The following is a 17,393-nucleotide window of genomic DNA, read 5'->3' on the forward strand; positions in this document are numbered from 1 at the left end:
TATGAATTTCATAAGAGAACTATTAAGCAATGAAAATAAAATTTCAGAGAACCTCAAAAAAATTTTCTGGACCGTTGGCACAGCATTGTTTGTTATTGGCGTATATGGGTGGTATATAAGATTTGTCGATGGACACCTAAAGGCTAATTATGGAAGTATAGTTACTTGGGGTTTGTGGGTCGCTGCTTATATTTATTTTATAGGATTATCAGCCGGCTCATTTCTTGTTTCGTCGCTTGTTTATGTATTTAATTTCAAGAAGTTTGAACGAATAGGTAGACTTGCAGTATTTACTGCGTTAGTTACTTTGCTAATGGCTTTGCTTTCTATCTGGGCTGATCTTGGCCATATGGAAAGAGCCTGGCATGTAATGGTATTTCCCAATTTCAAATCACCTATGGCCTGGATGATTTATCTTTATTCAATTTATATGTTATTGCTCATAGCAGAAATTTATTTTCTGCTTAGATATGATTTAGTTAAAGAAGCAAATGATGAAACAATCAGAGGAAAACTTTATAGGATTCTATCGTTAGGCTCAAAAGATTTAAGCGAACAATCAAAAACTCGTGATAAAAAAATTGTTAAAATTTTGGCAACCATCGGAATTCCTATTGCCATTTTATTTCACGGAGGTGTAGGTGCATTGTTTGGAGTAGTTGCTGCTCGACCGCATTGGCATAGCGGTTTATTCCCTATATTATTTTTGCTGTCGGCTTTGGTAAGTGGAGGTGCTCTTCTCACATTAATTTCTTCAGTTTTTCAAGAAGGATGGTTCAAAAATAAGGACGTTGTTGTCGAACTCGGTAAAATGGTTTTAGCACTGCTTCTTCTTGATGTCTTATTTCAATTTTCAGAATTTCTTGTTGCATATCGTGGTGGAATTCCAAGCCACATCGCTGGTTATGAATTGGTAATTTCCGGTCCTTACGCCTGGGTATTTTGGGGATGGCAAGGATTTGTGGGGACAGTAATTCCAATTTTTCTTTTGATTTTACCGACTCGAAAATCTCCACGCTGGGTTGCTCTTGCTGGTTTATTGATTGCAGCGGGAATTTTTGGTTTACGCCTCAACATTGTTATTCCCGGTCTTGCAGTGGAAGAAATTCATGGCTTAACTTCAGCTATTTATTCACATCGAGTTGATCCAAATTACTTCCCAAGTATTCCAGAATGGACACTAACATTTGGAATTATTGGATTTGGAATGATACTCTTTGGCTTTGGCGAATTTTTTCTTCCTAAACATGAAGAGAAAGAATCTGCAATCGTTTCTCAATCTAAAATTTAATGGAGTGAAAAATGCCATATATATTTGATGAAAAAGTAGGCAGAAGAAAATTTATAAAAACTGTTACCACAACTGCGGCTGGTGCAAGTTTAATTAGCACATCTGGTTGTGCTACATTCGGTTCTAAAGAAAGGGAACTTTTCGTAAATGAATCTGGAATGAAAAAGTGGGGCAGAGAAGCCGGCGAATGGATTCCTTCCTGCTGTAATATGTGCGGTGGTCAGTCGGGAATTCTTGTACATGTTGTCAATGGTGTTGTTGAAAAAATTGAGCCTAACAACTGGAATCCAAACAATTATTCCAATGTATCGGATGATTTCTTTGATGGTTACACTGAAGAATATGGCACAAAAGAAGGTGGTTGTATATGTCCCAAAGGCAATGCCGGAATTATGGCTCTTTATGATCCGGATAGAATTAAAAAACCACTTAAGAGAAAAAATCCAGATAGAGGTTTGAATGTTGATCCTCAATGGGAAGAAATTAGCTGGGACCAAGCATTAACAGAAATTTCTGCTAAGCTGAAAAAACTAAGGAACAATAATGAAGCACATAAACTTTTGTGGATGAGTGAGGACCATTCATTCACACACATTCAAGCAGATTTTTGCAAATTGTTTGGGACCCCAAATTACTATATGCATTCCAACCTATGTGATGTTGCGCGCAAAGCCTCATTTAAAACAGTTGTTGGAGATGAAAGACCGTTGGCTGATTTCATACATTCAAAATACATTTTACTTTTTGGCTGGAATCCTACAAGTGCAATTAAGTGGGTTTACTTACCTCGAATTCTTACAAGAGCGGTTGAACGAGGCGCTCGTTTAGTTGTTGTTGATCCATACTTATCCGATACTGCTGCAAAGGGTCACGATTGGCTTGCTATTCGTCCTGGCACCGATGGTGCACTTGCATTAGCTCTGGCTCATTGCATCATTCGTGATGGCTTGTATGACAAAGATTTTGTTGAGAACTGGACTGTTGGCTTTGATAAATATTCTGAATATGTAAAAGACAAAACCCCTGAGTGGGCAGAGAAAATAACAAGCATTCCTGCAAATAAAATTGAAGAAGTTGCTCACGATCTTGCAACTATAAAACCTGCAGTAATTGATTCGTGGAGTGGTCCTGGTCAACATACAAATGGTGTGCAAGGCGGAAGAGCAATTGCTGCTCTTGCTGCATTGATTGGCGGTTATGATAAACCTGGTACTTTATTACTTCCTAATACTGGTGGAAATAAACATGTTGAAATTGAACCAAATGAATTTGCTGAAAAGACCTTAAAGATGCCTCGTTTTGATGAGCTAAATAAATATCCGCTTGGACATAAATCTGGTGTTTACACTCAAATGTTCAATAATATTATTGAAGGTAATGGTCCTTATGATGCAAAGATATTGTTCTGTGTTTTTCAAAATCCTGTGATGAGCATTCCCGGTGGGACAAGAACAGTTGTAGAGGCATTTAAAAAATTAGAAATGAGCGTTGTAATTGATACAATGATGAGCGAAACTGCAATGCTTGCCGATTATGTTTTACCTGGAACAGTTTATCTCGAACGATATGATTTAAATACACATTGGGTTACCTGGCCTGCAATGGGATTGCGTCAACCTGTTGTAAGACCGTTGTTCAATCAATTAGCAGAATACGAAACCATCACAGCTCTTGGAAGAAGACTAGGGTTAACTACAAAAGATGGAAAGAAATTTTTTGAGATTGGTCCTGCAAGCGGAGAAAAAGTTGAAGACCTTACAAAATGGTATGAAGATTATCTTACCAAAGAATTGCTTGAAGGTAAACCCAAAATTACATTACAACAATTGAAAGAACTTCCTGGTGCTGTCTGGTTTGATAAGAAAGGAACCGAGTATGAAAAATATGCAAAAGAACTTCCACCTGAAAAATTAAAAGATGCATATTACGATGGAGCTGCAATTTATGATAAACCAAAAGATAAAGGTGGAAAAAGAATCGGGACAATAATTAATGGAAAGAAAGTTCGCGGCTTCTTTACAAAATCCGGTAAAGTTGAATTTGTTTCTGAATGGCTTACAGAACTAAAAGATGCAAATGGAAATCCAATTAATCCTTTACCAGAATATAAACCAAGAGATTGGCAGCCCGATGAAAATTATCCTTTATATTTAATAAACTGGAAAGAAGCAAGTCATACTCACACACGAACACAAAACAATGCATGGCTTTTGGAAATTAAAGGCTACAATCCAATCATTATGAATCCTGCAACTGCTGCAAAATATGGTATTGAAGATGGAGATGAAATCTGGCTCGAATCACCTTATGGTAAAGTCAAAGGGAAAGTTAAGCTTACAAAACGAATTCATCCAGAAGTAATTGGTGCGCAACATGGTTTTGGTCATGTAGCTTTAGGAAGAAGTGCTAAAGGACGTGGTACAAATACTGGAATACTTAATATTACAAAAAGTGATCCTTTATCTGGAATGGCTGTTCATAAAGAAATTTGTGTTAAAGTTTATAAAGCATAATATTTGTGTTAGTTCTTTAAAATATTTTCTCCGAGTTGATGAATCTAAGTTTACTTATCTTGTCATTTCTGCACAAGAGGGAGTCTAGTAGAAAGGATGAAAATGGATACCCGCTTTCGCGGGTATGACAAATGTTGAAATGTCATTCCCGCGCAAGCGGGAATCCAGAAAAAAGAATAAAATGGAAGAAATAATAAAATGGATGCCCGCTTTCGCGTGTATGACAATGAAAGGCGAAAGTGTCATTCCCGCGCAAGCGGGAATCTAATTGCAATTGTAAATAAGATTCTTCAACCGTTAGGGTTAATCTGGAAACGGATTAGCCTGCCAGTTCGCCGATTTAAATCGGTGGGACGCTTTGCAAAGGAGAGTTTAATAATTGATGTGGAAGAATCATTTTGCTAGACCCCGCAATGCAAAGCGGGGTTTTTTTATTACTGTAATGTCAGCAAGAATAAAATGTGAGAAACAATAAAATGGATACCCGCTTTCGCGGGTATGACAGTGGAAGATGAAAATGTCATTCCCGTGTAAATCTACCTGTCGGCAGACAGGCGGGAATCCAGAAGAAAGAATAAAATAGGAGAAACAATAAAATGGATGCCCGCTTTCGCGGGTATGACAATGAAAGACGAAAGTGTCATTCCCGTGCAAGCGGGAATCCAGAAGAAAGAATAAAATGTGAGAAATGATAAAATGGATACCCGCCTTCGCGGGTATGACAGTGGAAGATGAAAATGTCATTCCCGTGTAAATCTACCTGTCGGCAGACAGGCGGGAATCCAGAAGAAAGAATAAAATAGGAGAAACAATAAAATGGATGCCCGCTTTCGCGGGTATGACAATGAAAGACGAAAGTGTCATTCCCGTGCAAGCGGGAATCCAGAAGAAAGGAATAAAATGTGAGAAATGATAAAATGGATACCCGCTTTCGCGGGTATGGCAATGAAAGACGAAAGTGTCATTCCTGCACAGGCGGGAATCCAAAAAGATGACACTAATGTTAGTCTATTATTCTCGTATAAATGAGAACCCAAAAAAATGAATCAATATTATGTATACATATTAGCCAGCAAGAAAAATGGAACGCTTTATATAGGTGTGACTAACGATCTAATAAGACGAGTTTATGAACATAAAGCAGGACTTATAGAAGGTTTTACAAAAAAGTACAATGTTAAAATGCTGATATATTATGAAGTACATAAAGATATTAACGAAGCCATCAAACGCGAAAAGGCAATGAAGAAATGGTTGAGAAAATGGAAGATAGAATTAATAGAAAAGTCAAATCCAGAATGGAGAGATTTGTATGAAGAATTAGTTTAACATAGATACCCGCTTTCGCGGGTATGACAGATGAATATACAAAAAATAATGTCTACATATTGAGTAAAAAAAATAGTAAGGAGATTATAATTATGTCTCAAATACCAAAACGATTTCAAAAATTCACAGAAGATTATCCAGAAGTTGCAAAAGCATACGAACAACTTGGCGATGCGGTTCATGCATCAGGTCCACTCGATGAAAAAACAAGAGCACTCATTAAACTTGCTATTTCGACAGGTGCAAGATTAGAAGGTGCAGTTCATTCGCACGCACGCAAAGCATTAAAAGCAGGCTGCACACTAGAGGAAATGCGTCAAGTGGCATTACTCTCGTTACCAACTATTGGTTTACCATCAATGATGGTTGCATTAAGCTGGATTGATGATATTATTGAGGATAAAAAATGATTGAAAATTTAGTAAATCTTTTTTGGGCATTCATTAAAGTGGGTTCATTCTCTTTTGGTGGTGCTTATTCTCTTATCCCTCTTATTGAAAAAGAAGTTGTAAAGAATCACCAATGGTTAAGTCACGACGAATTTCTAAAAGTCCTTGGAATGGTAGAAATATTTCCAGGCGCAATTTCAATAAAATTTGCAACATACACAGGTTATAAAACAGCTGGAATTCTTGGCGCTGTTGCTGCTAATCTCGGAAATATTTTTACTCCAGCGATTTTGATTTTGTTTATTACATACTTTTATTCAATCTATGAAAAAAATATTCTTGTAACGAAAGCTTTTAATGGAATTAAATATGCTGTGATAGGGATGATTGCTGCAATTATGTATCAATACGCTGTGAAGAATGGAAATCATTGGCAAGAATTTGTGTTACTTGCAGTCGGCGCATCACTGATAATTTTTTTAAAACTTCATCCTGCATATGTCGTGCTAATTGCAGCAATAATTGGGATAATAATTTTATGATTATAACATCCTCAGCGGTTCTCTGTGGTTCTCCGTGTAATAAAAGAAAATTACACAGAGAAAAAACGGAGAAGGCACAGAGAACCACTGAGAGTTTATTTGAGTGAACTATGACATTAATTGACAACTACAATAGAATACATGACTATGTTCGCATTTCACTGATTGATAAATGCAATCTGAATTGTATTTACTGCAATCCATCAAATACTTTCACAAGGTTTGAAACTAACAAATCTATTCTCTCTTACGAAGAATTATATCGCTTAATCAAAATTCTTGTGAGAGATTTAGAAATAAAAAAAATTCGTTTCACAGGCGGTGAGCCACTTATCAGAAAAGATGTAATGAAATTTTTTCAAATGATTTCTTCACTCAAACATCAATATGGTTTTGAAATAGGAATTACAACAAACGGAACTCATCTGCTTGATAAACTTGAATCACTTCGAAAATTTGGAGTTGATTTACTAAATATTAGTCTGGATACTTTGAATAAAACTAAATTCATTGCAATTACCGGGAAAGATTATTTTGATGAAACACTTTCAGCAATTCAAAAATCCATTTCACTTGATTTCAAGTCTGTAAAGGTTAATGTTGTTGTAATCAAAAACATAAACGATAGCGAATTGAATGACTTTATAGAGTATTTCAAATCGTATCCAATCACAATTCGATTTATTGAGTATATGCCATTCAGTGGCAATCAGTGGGATAATTCAAAATTTTTTAGCTGGGACAAAATGAAAACACGAATCGAAGAAAAATATTCTCTAACAGAAATTGAAAGTGATAGAAAGGTTTCAAAAGATTTTTTTGTTAATGGAGAACAATTAAAGATTGGCTTCATTAGTTCAATCTCAGATCACTTTTGTGATAAATGCAATCGTCTGCGTATTACTGCAACTGGAAAAATTAAAAACTGTCTTTTCTCTAATCACTCTGAAATGAGTTTAAAACCTTTATTAGCTGATGGATCGATTTCAGATGACGAAATTGTTAAGTTTATTCAAAGTTCACTGCAGTCGAAATGGATGAAACATCCAAGCACTGATGAATTGGCAACACTGAATAAAAATAATATGATGAGTATTGGCGGATGAAAAAATTATCACACATTAACAACAAAGGGAAAGCACAAATGGTTGATGTTTCTGAAAAAGAAATATCAATTCGAACAGCCGAAGCATATGCGGAAGTAAAAGTATCCAGAGAAATTTTTAATGCAATTAAAAATAATGCAGTTCAAAAAGGTGATGTGCTTTCAATTGCTAAGTTCGCTGGAATTCAAGCAGCAAAGAAAACAAGTGAGTTGATTCCGCTTTGTCACAATATTTTCATTTCTAAAATTGACGTAGAACTAAAATTGAACTCAAAAAAGAAAACTGTCGAAATTAAATCATTCGCAAAAACATCAGCTCAAACCGGAATTGAAATGGAAGCGTTGACTGCAGTTTCAGTTGCAGCATTGACGGTTTATGATATGTGTAAAGCGATTGATAAATCAATGGTAATCAATGAGATAAAGTTAATAAGTAAAACTGGTGGTAAAAGCAAAGAATATAAAATTTATTAACTCAGTGGTTCTCTGTGAATTCTCTGTGGTGCTCTGTGTAACAAAGTTTATTACACAGAGAACAACGGAGAAGACACAGAGCACCACTGAGAATATTAATGGAGTAAGCCATGATAAATGAACGAGAAAAAATTATTAAAGAAACATTAACTCAAAATACATGCGGTAAAGTAGTAGCAATCTCGATTAGTAAGAAAAAAGGAATTCCAAAGACAAATGTTCAATCGGCAAAATTGATTGAGAATTTTGGAATTGAGGGTGATGTTCACGCTGGTAACTGGCACAGACAAATAAGTTTTCTTGCATTAGAAAGCATTGATAAAATGAGAGAAAAAGGATTACCTAATCTACGCCCTGGCGCATTTGCTGAAAATATCACCACAGAATTTCTTGAACTGCCGAAGTTAGAAATTGGCACACGAATGAAAATTGGGAAAGAAGCTGAGCTTGAAATTACCCAGATTGGAAAAGAATGCCACAGCAAGTGTGCGATCTTTTTCAAAGTTGGTGATTGCGTAATGCCGCGTGAAGGAATTTTTGCAAAAGTAATTCGTGGCGGAGAAATATTTGTTGGAGATGAAATTGTAATAAACAACTCAGTGTCTCTCTGTGAATCCTCTGTGGTCCTCCGTGTAACTGATTAATTAATTACACGGAGAAACACGGAGAGGGCACGGAGAGCCACTGAGAATAAGGAGAAGGATTATGATTAATTATTCTGAAGCATTCGAAATAATAAAAAAAGAAATTCAAAAATTTCCTCTGCAAACAGAAGAAGTTGATATTCTCGAATCCTACAATCGCATTCTTGCAGAAGATGTCATTGCTGATGTTGACCTTCCACCGTTTGATAATTCAGCTGTTGATGGTTACGCAATAAAATATTCAGAGAGAACGGAATGGAAAATTATCGGCGAAATTTCAGCTGGAAATTATTCTGCTTTCAATCTTACAGAAAATGATGCAGTATTAGTAACAACCGGAAGCAAGCTCCCCACCAATGCTGATACAGTTATTCCCATTGAAGATGTTGATGTGAATGGAAATGTACTTCTGTTAAAGCAAAATTCAATTTTAAAAAAAGGGATGAACATTCGCTCACAGGGAAATGATTTGAGGAAAAACGAAATTGCGGTTCATCGCTTCACAAAAATTGATGCAAAAACAATTGCAGTGCTTGCAAGCTGTGGAAAAGAAAAAGTAATAGTTTTTTCTAAACTCAAAGTTGCTATACTTGCAACTGGTGATGAGCTAATTCAAATTAACGAAAAGCCGGGAGGAGACAAACTAAGAGTATCGAATATCTATTCTCTTTATGCTGCATTAAAAGAAATGAATCACACAGTAATAAATCTTGGATTTACAAAAGATGACAAAGAAATAATTACACAAAAAGTAAAAGCTGCTTTGGAAATGGATATTGATTTACTTATTACAACTGGCGGAGTGTCAGTAGGCAAATATGATTTTTTGAAAGAAGTTTTTAAAGGACAAGGAGTTAAAGAAAAGTTCTGGAAAGTAAATATCAAACCGGGTAAACCAATTTACTTTGGCATATATGAAAAAGAGAAACGAAAGGTTTTAGTTTTTGGTCTGCCTGGCAATCCAGTTTCATCACTTGTAAATTTTTATGTGTTCATCAAACCAGCAATTGAATTTTTATTCAAACAAGATGAAATGAAAAATATAACTGCAACTTTGCAAAATGATTTAAAGAAGAAAGATGGGAAACGGCATTTCGCTAGGGGAATCCTTTTTGAAGAAAATGGTGAGTGGAAAGTCACGTCAGAATTTTCACAATCATCGGGAAATCTTGTTGAAATGAGTAGAGCAAATTGTTTAATTGAAATTGAAGAAGAAAGATTTAACCCCAAAAAAGGAGAAAGAGTAAAATGTATTCTGATATAACCGGGGTGATTCTTGCTGGCGGAAAAAGCTCACGGATGGGTGTCAATAAAGCTTTGCTAAAATTGGGTAATCAATTGATTATTGAACAAATTACTGATTTGATGAAATCAATTTTTTCAAAAGTTATAATTATTACAAACAGTCCGAATGAATATAAATTTCTTAATCTTCCTTTGTTCGAAGATATTTACAAATGGAAAGGACCGCTTGCTGGAATTCATTCGGCTTTAGTTCACTCAGCAACAGAAAATATTTTTGTTCTTAGCTGCGATGTGCCATTTATAACAGCTGAAATGATAAAATATATTGTTGAGTTCAAAAGTAATAAGCCAATTAAATTTTGCGAGGCCGCTGGTTATTTGCAACCGTTAATTGGTTTGTATTCAAAATCATTAATTAGTGATATGGAACAAATATTATCTAATGACAGAGTTACAGATAAATCATTTCATCACTTTTTAAAAAAAGCTGATGCTGAAATAATTCATCCTGAAAGCCTAAGCTTTTACAAAGATGAATTATTTTTTAATGTTAATCGTCCTGAAGACTACGAACACATTTTAAGAAAATATAATACTGATGGATGAATCCTATACTCATTAAAATACCTTACTCCCTATGATTTTTTAAAAGTAATTTCACAACATTTATTAAGAAGAATTTTTAATAGCCTATCGCAAAGCAGCGGAAGTTTATTCTTATCATATCTATCCAATATATTTTTTATTTCGTCCCTAAATGGACTTAATCTATTTTCTTTGTTCTTTATCCTGTAAATATTTTGTCCTAACGGGACAATAAGGCTTTGATTGTGCTTAAACTAATGTAATCCCTTGAGGGATTATACAGTTATAGAATAAATAAATATCAAACTGAAGTTAAAAGTCCCGTAGGGACGAGATAGGGATTGATTTACAAGACAAGTAGAATAGTCCAAAATCATGAAGTTTTCAAAATTTATTTGGTAATTCATCCCTTCGGGATTTGATTTCAAAATTATTTTGGACAGCACTGATTCTTATATAAATTCTTCTATCCTATAAAATTTTTGGACATCAGATATTTTTTAATTTTTATTTTCTTTATAAAAGTTTACTTAAAAATTTACTCTAGAGCATTAATGTTGTATTTTAAACTATACCCAATAGGTAATGTTTAATAATATAATGAAGAATAACAGTTTTATATCTCGAGAACAGGATTACGCGTTGAGAATGACTGCATACTTAGCGGGTTTGCCTAAAGGTGAATTTATTTCAGTACCTAAGTTATCACAAAAACTTTTTATCTCGTATAAATTTGCTGCTCGCATAATTCATAAATTAAAAAAAGCAAAAATTACTGATTCAATTCAAGGGAAGTATGGAGGTGTATTTTTAAGAGCAAATCCAGGCAAACTTTCAATGTATGATGTGTTAAATGCCATAGGTTTTAAGGTGAAATTTAATGATTGCTTAAAAGAAAATTTTACTTGTGAGCTAATGTTCGGATGTAAATTTCATTCATTTTTTTTAAATGAAGAAAAATTATTAATCAAGAAATTAAAGAGCAAAAAAATCTCTAACTTCATATTACACGAATTGTATAAATAATTAACTAAGTTGCTCAATAATAGTGAGGTGAATATGGATGTATTAACATTAGCACGATGGCAGTTTGCAATTACAACTGTTTATCATTATTTCTTTGTGCCTATAACATTAGGTCTTTCGATAGCTGTTGCAATTATGCATAGTTCCTATTACAGAACAGGTAAAGAGGTTTACAAAAAGATGACAAAATTCTGGGGTAAGTTGTTTCTTATTAATTTTGCAATAGGTGTAGTAACAGGTATTGTTCTCGAATTTCAGTTTGGAATGAATTGGTCTGAGTATTCAAGATTTATGGGAGATATTTTTGGTGCGCCGCTTGCAATTGAAGCTTTGTTAGCATTTTTTATGGAATCAACTTTCCTTGGGATTTGGATTTTTGGGTGGGATAGAATACCTAAAAAAGTTCATCTTGCTTCTATTTGGTTGGTAGCAGTAGGTTCTAATCTTTCTGCGATATGGATTTTAGCTGCTAACTCATTTATGCAGCAGCCAGTGGGTTATGCAATTAGAAATGGCAGAGCAGAGATGACAGATTTTTTTGCTATTATAACTAATGGTCACCTTTGGGTTCAATTTCCTCATGTATTTTTTGGTGCTATTGCTACAACTGGATTCTTGATTCTCTCAATTAGTGTTTATCGTTTAGTCAAGACAGATAAACATGAAGTTTTCACAAAGTCCTTCAAGTTTGGTGCTATTTATGCTTTGGTTGGTTCATTGTTGGTAATTTTAGTTGGTCATACTCAAGCACAATATATGGTTAAAGTTCAGCCGATGAAAATGGCAGCTGCTGAAGCATTGTGGGAAAGTGAAAATCCTGCTGCAATGTCACTTTTTACTTTTGGTGATGAAAAAAATCGAAGGGATGTATTCGCAATTAAAATTCCTGGTGCGTTAAGTTTTCTTGCTTACAATAAGTTTGAAGGAGAAGTCAAGGGAATTAAAAATTTGCAAAAAGAAGAGGAAGAAAAGTTCGGGCCAGGTGATTATGTGCCTCCTGTAGCAATTTCTTATTGGACTTTTAGAATTATGGTTGGTGCAGGTTTTCTTATGTTGTTAATTGCAATACTAAATACGATAAAGGCTTTTAAAGAAGATTATGAATTCAAGCCGATTTGGTATAAGATTGTTTTCTGGTCGATGCTATTACCTGTATTAGCAAATACTACCGGCTGGTTATTTACCGAGATGGCACGTCAGCCTTGGACTGTTTTTGGCTTGTTTAAAACAGCTGATTCGGTTTCCAAAACAGTCACAGCTGGTGAAGTACTTTTTTCTTTGATTGCTTATACACTTATTTATGGCGTGTTAATGGTAATTATGATTGGTCTGATGATTAAGTTCGCTACACGTAACGTTGACGATTTAGAGGATATGGAAGAAGAAATAGACAATTCAGTTTTAAGTAAAGTTTAGGAGGGTAAGATGGATCTTAACACAATTTGGTTTATTCTTATTGGTGTTCTCTTTATTGGGTTCTTCTTTTTAGAAGGATTTGACTATGGTGTGGGAATACTCTTACCATTTCTTGGTAAAGAAGATAAAGAACGAAGAGCAATTATAAATTCAATAGGAACTCACTGGGATGGCAATGAAGTATGGATGATTACAGCCGGTGGTGCTATGTTTGCAGCTTTTCCTAACTGGTATGCTACATTATTTAGTGGTTTCTATCTGGCACTTGTTATAATGCTTCTTGCTTTAATTGCTCGCGGCGTTGCTTTTGAATACAGAAGTAAAAAAGATGACCCAATTTGGCGGAATAGGTGGGACTGGGTAATTTTCTTCGGTAGTTTCATTCCTGCATTACTCTGGGGTATTGCAATTTCCAACATCGTTAGAGGTGTTCCTATTGACCAACATATGAATTTTACCGGTAATTTTTTCTCCTTAATTAATTTGTTTTCAGTAATTGGTGGATTGGCTGCACTATTGTTATTTACTTTGCATGGTGCAATATTTTTGTCATTAAAATTAACTGATAATTTGCTTGAGAACTCAAGAAAAATAGCAAAGAAACTTTGGCTGCCCACAACAATAGTATTATTTATTTATGTAGCCATTGGTTATTTTGATACTGATATGTTTACTAAACTTGGAGTTGATCCTGGAATAATTCCAATTTTAGCTGGTTTTGCAATTCTCTCAGTTAGGTACTTATTAAAAATTCAGAGAGAAGGCTGGGCTTTCACAATGACTGGTATTACAATCGCATTTTCAACTATAACAATTTTTATGGGTTTGTTCCCAAGAGTTATGGTATCCAGCACAAATCCAGAGTGGAGTCTAACTATTTATAATGCATCGTCGAGTCCTTATACCTTGAAAGTGATGACAATAATTGCTGTTATTTTTGTCCCAATTGTTTTAGCTTATCAAGCTTGGAGTTATTGGATTTTTAGGAAAAGAATCTCAACTAAATCAAAACTGGAGTATTAATTACTAAATTGAAGCTGAGCTGTCTCAAAAGCTTAATAACAAAAGTTAATAATGATTTATTGACAGCATTAAAATAGAGCTAAATACTAAACAAGAATTCAGGCTAACAGTTGTGAACGACTTCGCTTTTGAGACAGCGCTTATTGCAGACTCTCACGTTAATATTTTATTGTATTCAATAAGTTCTTATGTGAAAAACATTTTATGAATTTTTTATGCACATTAATAGGGATTTATTTTTACATATTAAGGGTGTTAAATGGAAATTTTATGCCATAATTTTTTGGGGATTAGTAACAGCAGCTCTTATTATTGGGCAAGCATTTGTTTTAAGTAGAATAATAAATAATGTTTTCTTGCTACACCAAACATTTCATCAAGTTTTGTCTCTCTTAATAATATTTATTTTTTTTGTTTTATTCAGAGCTGCTGCAAATTGGCTCCAAAATTATTATGCTGCCCGTGTTGTTTTTTATGTTAAAAAAACGATACGCACAAAGCTTATTGAAAAAATCTTTAAGATTGGACCCATACTGCTCAAATCAGAAAGAACCGGCGAAATAACAAACACACTAATTAAAGGTGTTGATAAACTTGAAGATTACTTTGCTAAATTTTTGCCACAAATATTTCTTGCTTTTCTTATCCCAGTCATAATTTTACTTTTTGTTTTTCCACTTGATTTGCTATCCGGAATAATTTTTTTATTGACACTTCCAATTATACCTTTATTTATGTTCCTAATAGGTTCAATTGCAGAAAAATTAAACCAAAAACAATGGAAAACATTAAGCAGAATAAGTGCATATTTTTTGGACGTGCTTCAAGGATTGCAAACATTAAAGCTCTTTAATAGAACTAAGGAAACCATAAAAAAAATTGAATATGTAACAAATATTTTTAGAATAAAGACATTAAAAATCTTACGAGTAGCTTTTTTATCAGCTTTAGTCTTAGAAGTGGCTGCATCAATTAGTGTTGCATTAATAGCGGTGGCAATTGGACTTCGTCTGCTTAACGGTGATTTTAATTTTGCCGATGCACTTTTCATTCTAATAGTCGCGCCAGATTTTTATTTACCTTTACGACAATTAGGTGTAAGCTATCATGCCGGTATGGAAGGAGTTGCTGCTTTTGAAAGAATAAGTGAAATAATTCAACTGAAAGAATATAGCAATTGCGAAATTGTAGAAAGTAGTGCAGTCATTTTCGATTGTAATTCTCAAATAAAATTTGAGAATGTTTCTTTCTCTTACGAAGAACGGAAGCAAAAAGCCTTGAATTCGATTTCAGTTACTATCGAACCGCAAAAATTCACTGCGTTAATAGGCAGGTCGGGTTCCGGTAAAACTACTCTAATAAATATTCTTTTAAGGTTTTTAATCCCACAACAAGGACAAGTAAAAATTGGAACACAAAATTTATTCGAAATACCTTCAACTCACTGGCGAAAAAATATTACCTGGATGCCGCAGAATCCGTATCTGTTTAATGCAACAATTTTAGACAACATAAAATTATCAATGCCGACTGCAAAGTTAGAAGAAGTAATAGATTCAGCTGAGAAAGCGAAGATACATAAATTGATATCCGCTCTGCCTAAAGGATATAATACTAATATTAATGAAGCTGCAGAGAATTTTAGTGGTGGTGAAATCCAAAGAATTGCTTTGGCGAGAGCATATCTTCGTAAAGCTCCAATAGTTTTAATTGATGAACCAACTGCTAACCTTGACCCAATAGTGGAAGAAGAAATTATTGATGATATGTACAAAATATTTCAGGGAAGAACCGTTATAATGATTGCACATAGATTAAACACTATTGTACGAGCAGATAAAATTCTGGTCCTAAGTCATGGTAAATTAATTGCCGAGGGTAATCATATGGAATTAATGGCAAGTTCTAAGTACTATAAAAATTTATTTAATTAATAAATCAAAATGAACAAGACATTTTTCAAAATAGTTTCGTTAGGCTTGGAATATAAATATTGGATGCTGCTTGCTGCATTGATGTCTTTTCTTGTGGTAGGAAGTGGTATTGGACTAATGATGGCTTCATCATACATTATTGCATGTGCTGCTATTCTGACGCCAATCTATAAATTGGAAGTAGCAATTGTTGGTGTTAGATTTTTTGGGATTTTCCGCGGGGTTTTTCGCTATATTGAAAGATATATTTCTCATGAAGTTACTTTTAAGCTTTTAGCAAAATTTAGAGTTTGGTTTTTCAAGTCGCTTATACCTCTAATTCCTTCGAAGAAAAAAGACATGTCAAGCGGTGATTTACTCTCACGTTCAATTGAAGATATTGAAAGCCTGGAACATATTTTTGTAAGGGTAATTTCTCCTCCTCTTGTTTTTTTAGCAGTGGCAGTTACAATGTTTTTTCTTTTAAGTATATTCAACATAAAATATTCAATAGCTTTTTTGATAATGTTTTTGGGCTCAGCTGTAACAATTTCTCTTTTAACTTACCTCCTTAGTAAAAACTTAGGTGAACATGTCGTTGAATTAAAATCTCAGCTACAGAAGATAGTTGTCGATAGCATCCAAGGTTTATCAGAGTTGATAATTTACAATTATTCTAACAAATGGGAAAAAGAGTACGATGAAATTGAGAATCAACTTTTACATGCTGAAAGAAAAATGATGCTAATTCAATCTTTCCATGAAAATTTGACCGGATTAGCTATGAACCTAACAGTCGCAGTGTTACTTTGTTTATCTATCCCTGAAGTAACAAAGGGTAATTTGAATGGAGTGTATTTATCTGTAATTACAATTGGAATAATGGCTTCTTTTGAAATTGTGGCTCAGCTGCCGGTTTCATTTCAGTATTTAAGCAAAAGCATTAAAGCAGGGAATAGATTATTGGAGATAACAGAACAACAATCAGATGAGATTAAAATTATAGAGAATAAAGACAATGAGATATTGAGTTATGAACTGGATGTTCAAAATGTTTCTTTTTCTTACAATCAAAGGAAAAAAGCGCTCAGTGAAATTTCTTTTAGACTAAGAGAAAATGAAAAAATTGCTATAGTTGGTGCAAGTGGTGCAGGTAAGTCGACTTTAGTTAATATTATCTGCCGTTTATGGAATTATGACCGTGGAGAGATTTTAATTGATAGAATTAATTTCAAGAAAATTTCTGATGAGAAGATTAGAAAAATAATTTCGGTGGTTCCTCAAAAGGTTCATTTGTTTACTGGGACAATTAGAGAGAATTTATTAATTGCAAAAGAAGATGCATCGGACGAAGAATTGAATTATGCATTAAAGCAGGCAGAGTTATTAGATTTTGTAGAAAGTCTACATGAGAAATTAGACACTAATATTGGTGAACTTGGCAAGAAATTAAGCGGTGGAGAAATTAAACGTTTGGCCATTGCAAGGGTGCTTTTACGAAATTCACCTATTTTAATTTTTGATGAGATAAATTCGCATGTTGATAGCCAAACAGAAATGAAAATTCTTAAATCAATAAGACAAATAAGTAATGGGAAGCAAATTCTTTTTATTACTCATCGTCTGGTTGACATGGAAATGTTTAATGAAATTTTAGTTCTATCGAATGGTAAAATTATAGAACGCGGGACACATTCTGAATTAATTAATCATGGATTATATTATAAAAAAATGTTGACGTCGCAGAATAGGTTAATAAATTAAGGGGACTAAAACTAAAAAAAATTCATCAAGTGGAGAATTTTCTTACAACTTTTTTAAATCTGACACGACTACGAACTTAAAAATAATATTTACATAAAACTGCATTTAATAAAACGCGTAGAGATTAAATAATT

15 protein-coding genes are annotated in these 17,393 nt (G+C 34.0%); all 15 read left to right on the plus strand.

Annotated features, from left to right (window positions below; genetic code table 11):
* The first annotated feature begins 1 nt into the window (after window position 1).
* The 15 genes from nrfD to cydC all read left to right on the plus strand — a co-directional run bounded on the left by nrfD (window position 2) and on the right by cydC (window position 17,259).
* Window positions 2–1,291 (plus strand): NrfD/PsrC family molybdoenzyme membrane anchor subunit, encoded by a 1,290-nt coding sequence (gene nrfD, locus ABRY23_01070; GenBank protein MFA3781637.1) that lies wholly within the window; start codon window positions 2–4, stop codon window positions 1,289–1,291.
* An 11-nt stretch (window positions 1,292–1,302) separates the two neighbouring features.
* Entirely contained in the window at window positions 1,303–3,804 is a 2,502-nt protein-coding gene (locus ABRY23_01075; GenBank protein MFA3781638.1) for a molybdopterin-dependent oxidoreductase, read from the plus strand.
* Window positions 3,805–4,845: 1,041 nt separating this feature from the next.
* Entirely contained in the window at window positions 4,846–5,133 is a 288-nt protein-coding gene (locus ABRY23_01080; GenBank protein ID MFA3781639.1) for a GIY-YIG nuclease family protein, read from the plus strand.
* Between the two features lie 92 nt (window positions 5,134–5,225).
* The gene (locus tag ABRY23_01085) at window positions 5,226–5,543 is read left to right on the plus strand and encodes a carboxymuconolactone decarboxylase family protein (protein MFA3781640.1); all 318 of its coding nucleotides are present in this window, start codon (window positions 5,226–5,228) and stop codon (window positions 5,541–5,543) included.
* Window positions 5,540–6,064, plus strand: coding sequence for a chromate transporter (locus tag ABRY23_01090; GenBank protein ID MFA3781641.1), 525 nt, complete (start codon window positions 5,540–5,542; stop codon window positions 6,062–6,064). The genes ABRY23_01085 and ABRY23_01090 overlap by 4 nt, the downstream gene beginning before the upstream one ends.
* Window positions 6,065–6,174: 110 nt before the next feature.
* Complete coding sequence (gene moaA, locus ABRY23_01095; GenBank protein ID MFA3781642.1) at window positions 6,175–7,170, plus strand: GTP 3',8-cyclase MoaA; 996 nt, start codon at window positions 6,175–6,177, stop codon at window positions 7,168–7,170.
* On the plus strand, window positions 7,167–7,643 hold the full coding sequence (gene moaC / locus ABRY23_01100; protein ID MFA3781643.1) for a cyclic pyranopterin monophosphate synthase MoaC: 477 nt from the start codon (window positions 7,167–7,169) through the stop codon (window positions 7,641–7,643). Before moaA ends, moaC begins: the two co-directional genes overlap by 4 nt.
* Window positions 7,644–7,753: 110 nt before the next feature.
* The gene (locus ABRY23_01105) at window positions 7,754–8,287 is read left to right on the plus strand and encodes an MOSC domain-containing protein (protein MFA3781644.1); all 534 of its coding nucleotides are present in this window, start codon (window positions 7,754–7,756) and stop codon (window positions 8,285–8,287) included.
* 61 nt (window positions 8,288–8,348) lie between these two features.
* Window positions 8,349–9,551: a gephyrin-like molybdotransferase Glp gene (gene glp, locus ABRY23_01110; protein MFA3781645.1), complete on the plus strand. Its 1,203-nt coding sequence runs from the start codon at window positions 8,349–8,351 to the stop codon at window positions 9,549–9,551.
* Window positions 9,536–10,138 carry a molybdenum cofactor guanylyltransferase gene (locus ABRY23_01115; protein MFA3781646.1) on the plus strand — a complete coding sequence of 201 codons (603 nt, stop codon included), beginning with the start codon at window positions 9,536–9,538 and terminating at the stop codon, window positions 10,136–10,138. The genes glp and ABRY23_01115 overlap by 16 nt, the downstream gene beginning before the upstream one ends.
* Before the next feature lie 579 nt (window positions 10,139–10,717).
* Window positions 10,718–11,143 (plus strand): Rrf2 family transcriptional regulator, encoded by a 426-nt coding sequence (locus ABRY23_01120; GenBank protein MFA3781647.1) that lies wholly within the window; start codon window positions 10,718–10,720, stop codon window positions 11,141–11,143.
* Window positions 11,144–11,176: 33 nt separating this feature from the next.
* Window positions 11,177–12,559, plus strand: a complete 1,383-nt coding sequence (locus ABRY23_01125) for a cytochrome ubiquinol oxidase subunit I (GenBank protein MFA3781648.1) — start codon at window positions 11,177–11,179, stop codon at window positions 12,557–12,559.
* A gap of 9 nt (window positions 12,560–12,568) precedes the next feature.
* On the plus strand, window positions 12,569–13,582 hold the full coding sequence (cydB, locus tag ABRY23_01130) for a cytochrome d ubiquinol oxidase subunit II (GenBank protein ID MFA3781649.1): 1,014 nt from the start codon (window positions 12,569–12,571) through the stop codon (window positions 13,580–13,582).
* 215 nt (window positions 13,583–13,797) lie between these two features.
* Window positions 13,798–15,516 carry a thiol reductant ABC exporter subunit CydD gene (cydD, locus tag ABRY23_01135; GenBank protein ID MFA3781650.1) on the plus strand — a complete coding sequence of 573 codons (1,719 nt, stop codon included), beginning with the start codon at window positions 13,798–13,800 and terminating at the stop codon, window positions 15,514–15,516.
* A 9-nt stretch (window positions 15,517–15,525) separates the two neighbouring features.
* Entirely contained in the window at window positions 15,526–17,259 is a 1,734-nt protein-coding gene (gene cydC, locus ABRY23_01140; GenBank protein ID MFA3781651.1) for a thiol reductant ABC exporter subunit CydC, read from the plus strand.
* The last annotated feature ends 134 nt before the right edge of the window (window positions 17,260–17,393 follow it).

This window comes from Melioribacteraceae bacterium 4301-Me (assembly GCA_041538185.1).
In the GTDB taxonomy this organism is placed as follows: domain Bacteria; phylum Bacteroidota; class Ignavibacteria; order Ignavibacteriales; family Melioribacteraceae; genus Pyranulibacter; species Pyranulibacter aquaticus.

What these genes read in the sequence shown, in the direction of transcription:
- nrfD (MFA3781637.1), top strand. Translation starts at nt 2, where the DNA reads ATGAATTTCATAAGAGAACTATTAAGCAATGAAAATAAAATTTCAGAG.
- ABRY23_01075 (MFA3781638.1), top strand. Translation starts at nt 1,303, where the DNA reads ATGCCATATATATTTGATGAAAAAGTAGGCAGAAGAAAATTTATAAAA.
- ABRY23_01080 (MFA3781639.1), top strand. Translation starts at nt 4,846, where the DNA reads ATGAATCAATATTATGTATACATATTAGCCAGCAAGAAAAATGGAACG.
- ABRY23_01085 (MFA3781640.1), top strand. Translation starts at nt 5,226, where the DNA reads ATGTCTCAAATACCAAAACGATTTCAAAAATTCACAGAAGATTATCCA.
- ABRY23_01090 (MFA3781641.1), top strand. Translation starts at nt 5,540, where the DNA reads ATGATTGAAAATTTAGTAAATCTTTTTTGGGCATTCATTAAAGTGGGT.
- moaA (MFA3781642.1), top strand. Translation starts at nt 6,175, where the DNA reads ATGACATTAATTGACAACTACAATAGAATACATGACTATGTTCGCATT.
- moaC (MFA3781643.1), top strand. Translation starts at nt 7,167, where the DNA reads ATGAAAAAATTATCACACATTAACAACAAAGGGAAAGCACAAATGGTT.
- ABRY23_01105 (MFA3781644.1), top strand. Translation starts at nt 7,754, where the DNA reads ATGATAAATGAACGAGAAAAAATTATTAAAGAAACATTAACTCAAAAT.
- glp (MFA3781645.1), top strand. Translation starts at nt 8,349, where the DNA reads ATGATTAATTATTCTGAAGCATTCGAAATAATAAAAAAAGAAATTCAA.
- ABRY23_01115 (MFA3781646.1), top strand. Translation starts at nt 9,536, where the DNA reads ATGTATTCTGATATAACCGGGGTGATTCTTGCTGGCGGAAAAAGCTCA.
- ABRY23_01120 (MFA3781647.1), top strand. Translation starts at nt 10,718, where the DNA reads ATGAAGAATAACAGTTTTATATCTCGAGAACAGGATTACGCGTTGAGA.
- ABRY23_01125 (MFA3781648.1), top strand. Translation starts at nt 11,177, where the DNA reads ATGGATGTATTAACATTAGCACGATGGCAGTTTGCAATTACAACTGTT.
- cydB (MFA3781649.1), top strand. Translation starts at nt 12,569, where the DNA reads ATGGATCTTAACACAATTTGGTTTATTCTTATTGGTGTTCTCTTTATT.
- cydD (MFA3781650.1), top strand. Translation starts at nt 13,798, where the DNA reads ATGCACATTAATAGGGATTTATTTTTACATATTAAGGGTGTTAAATGG.
- cydC (MFA3781651.1), top strand. Translation starts at nt 15,526, where the DNA reads ATGAACAAGACATTTTTCAAAATAGTTTCGTTAGGCTTGGAATATAAA.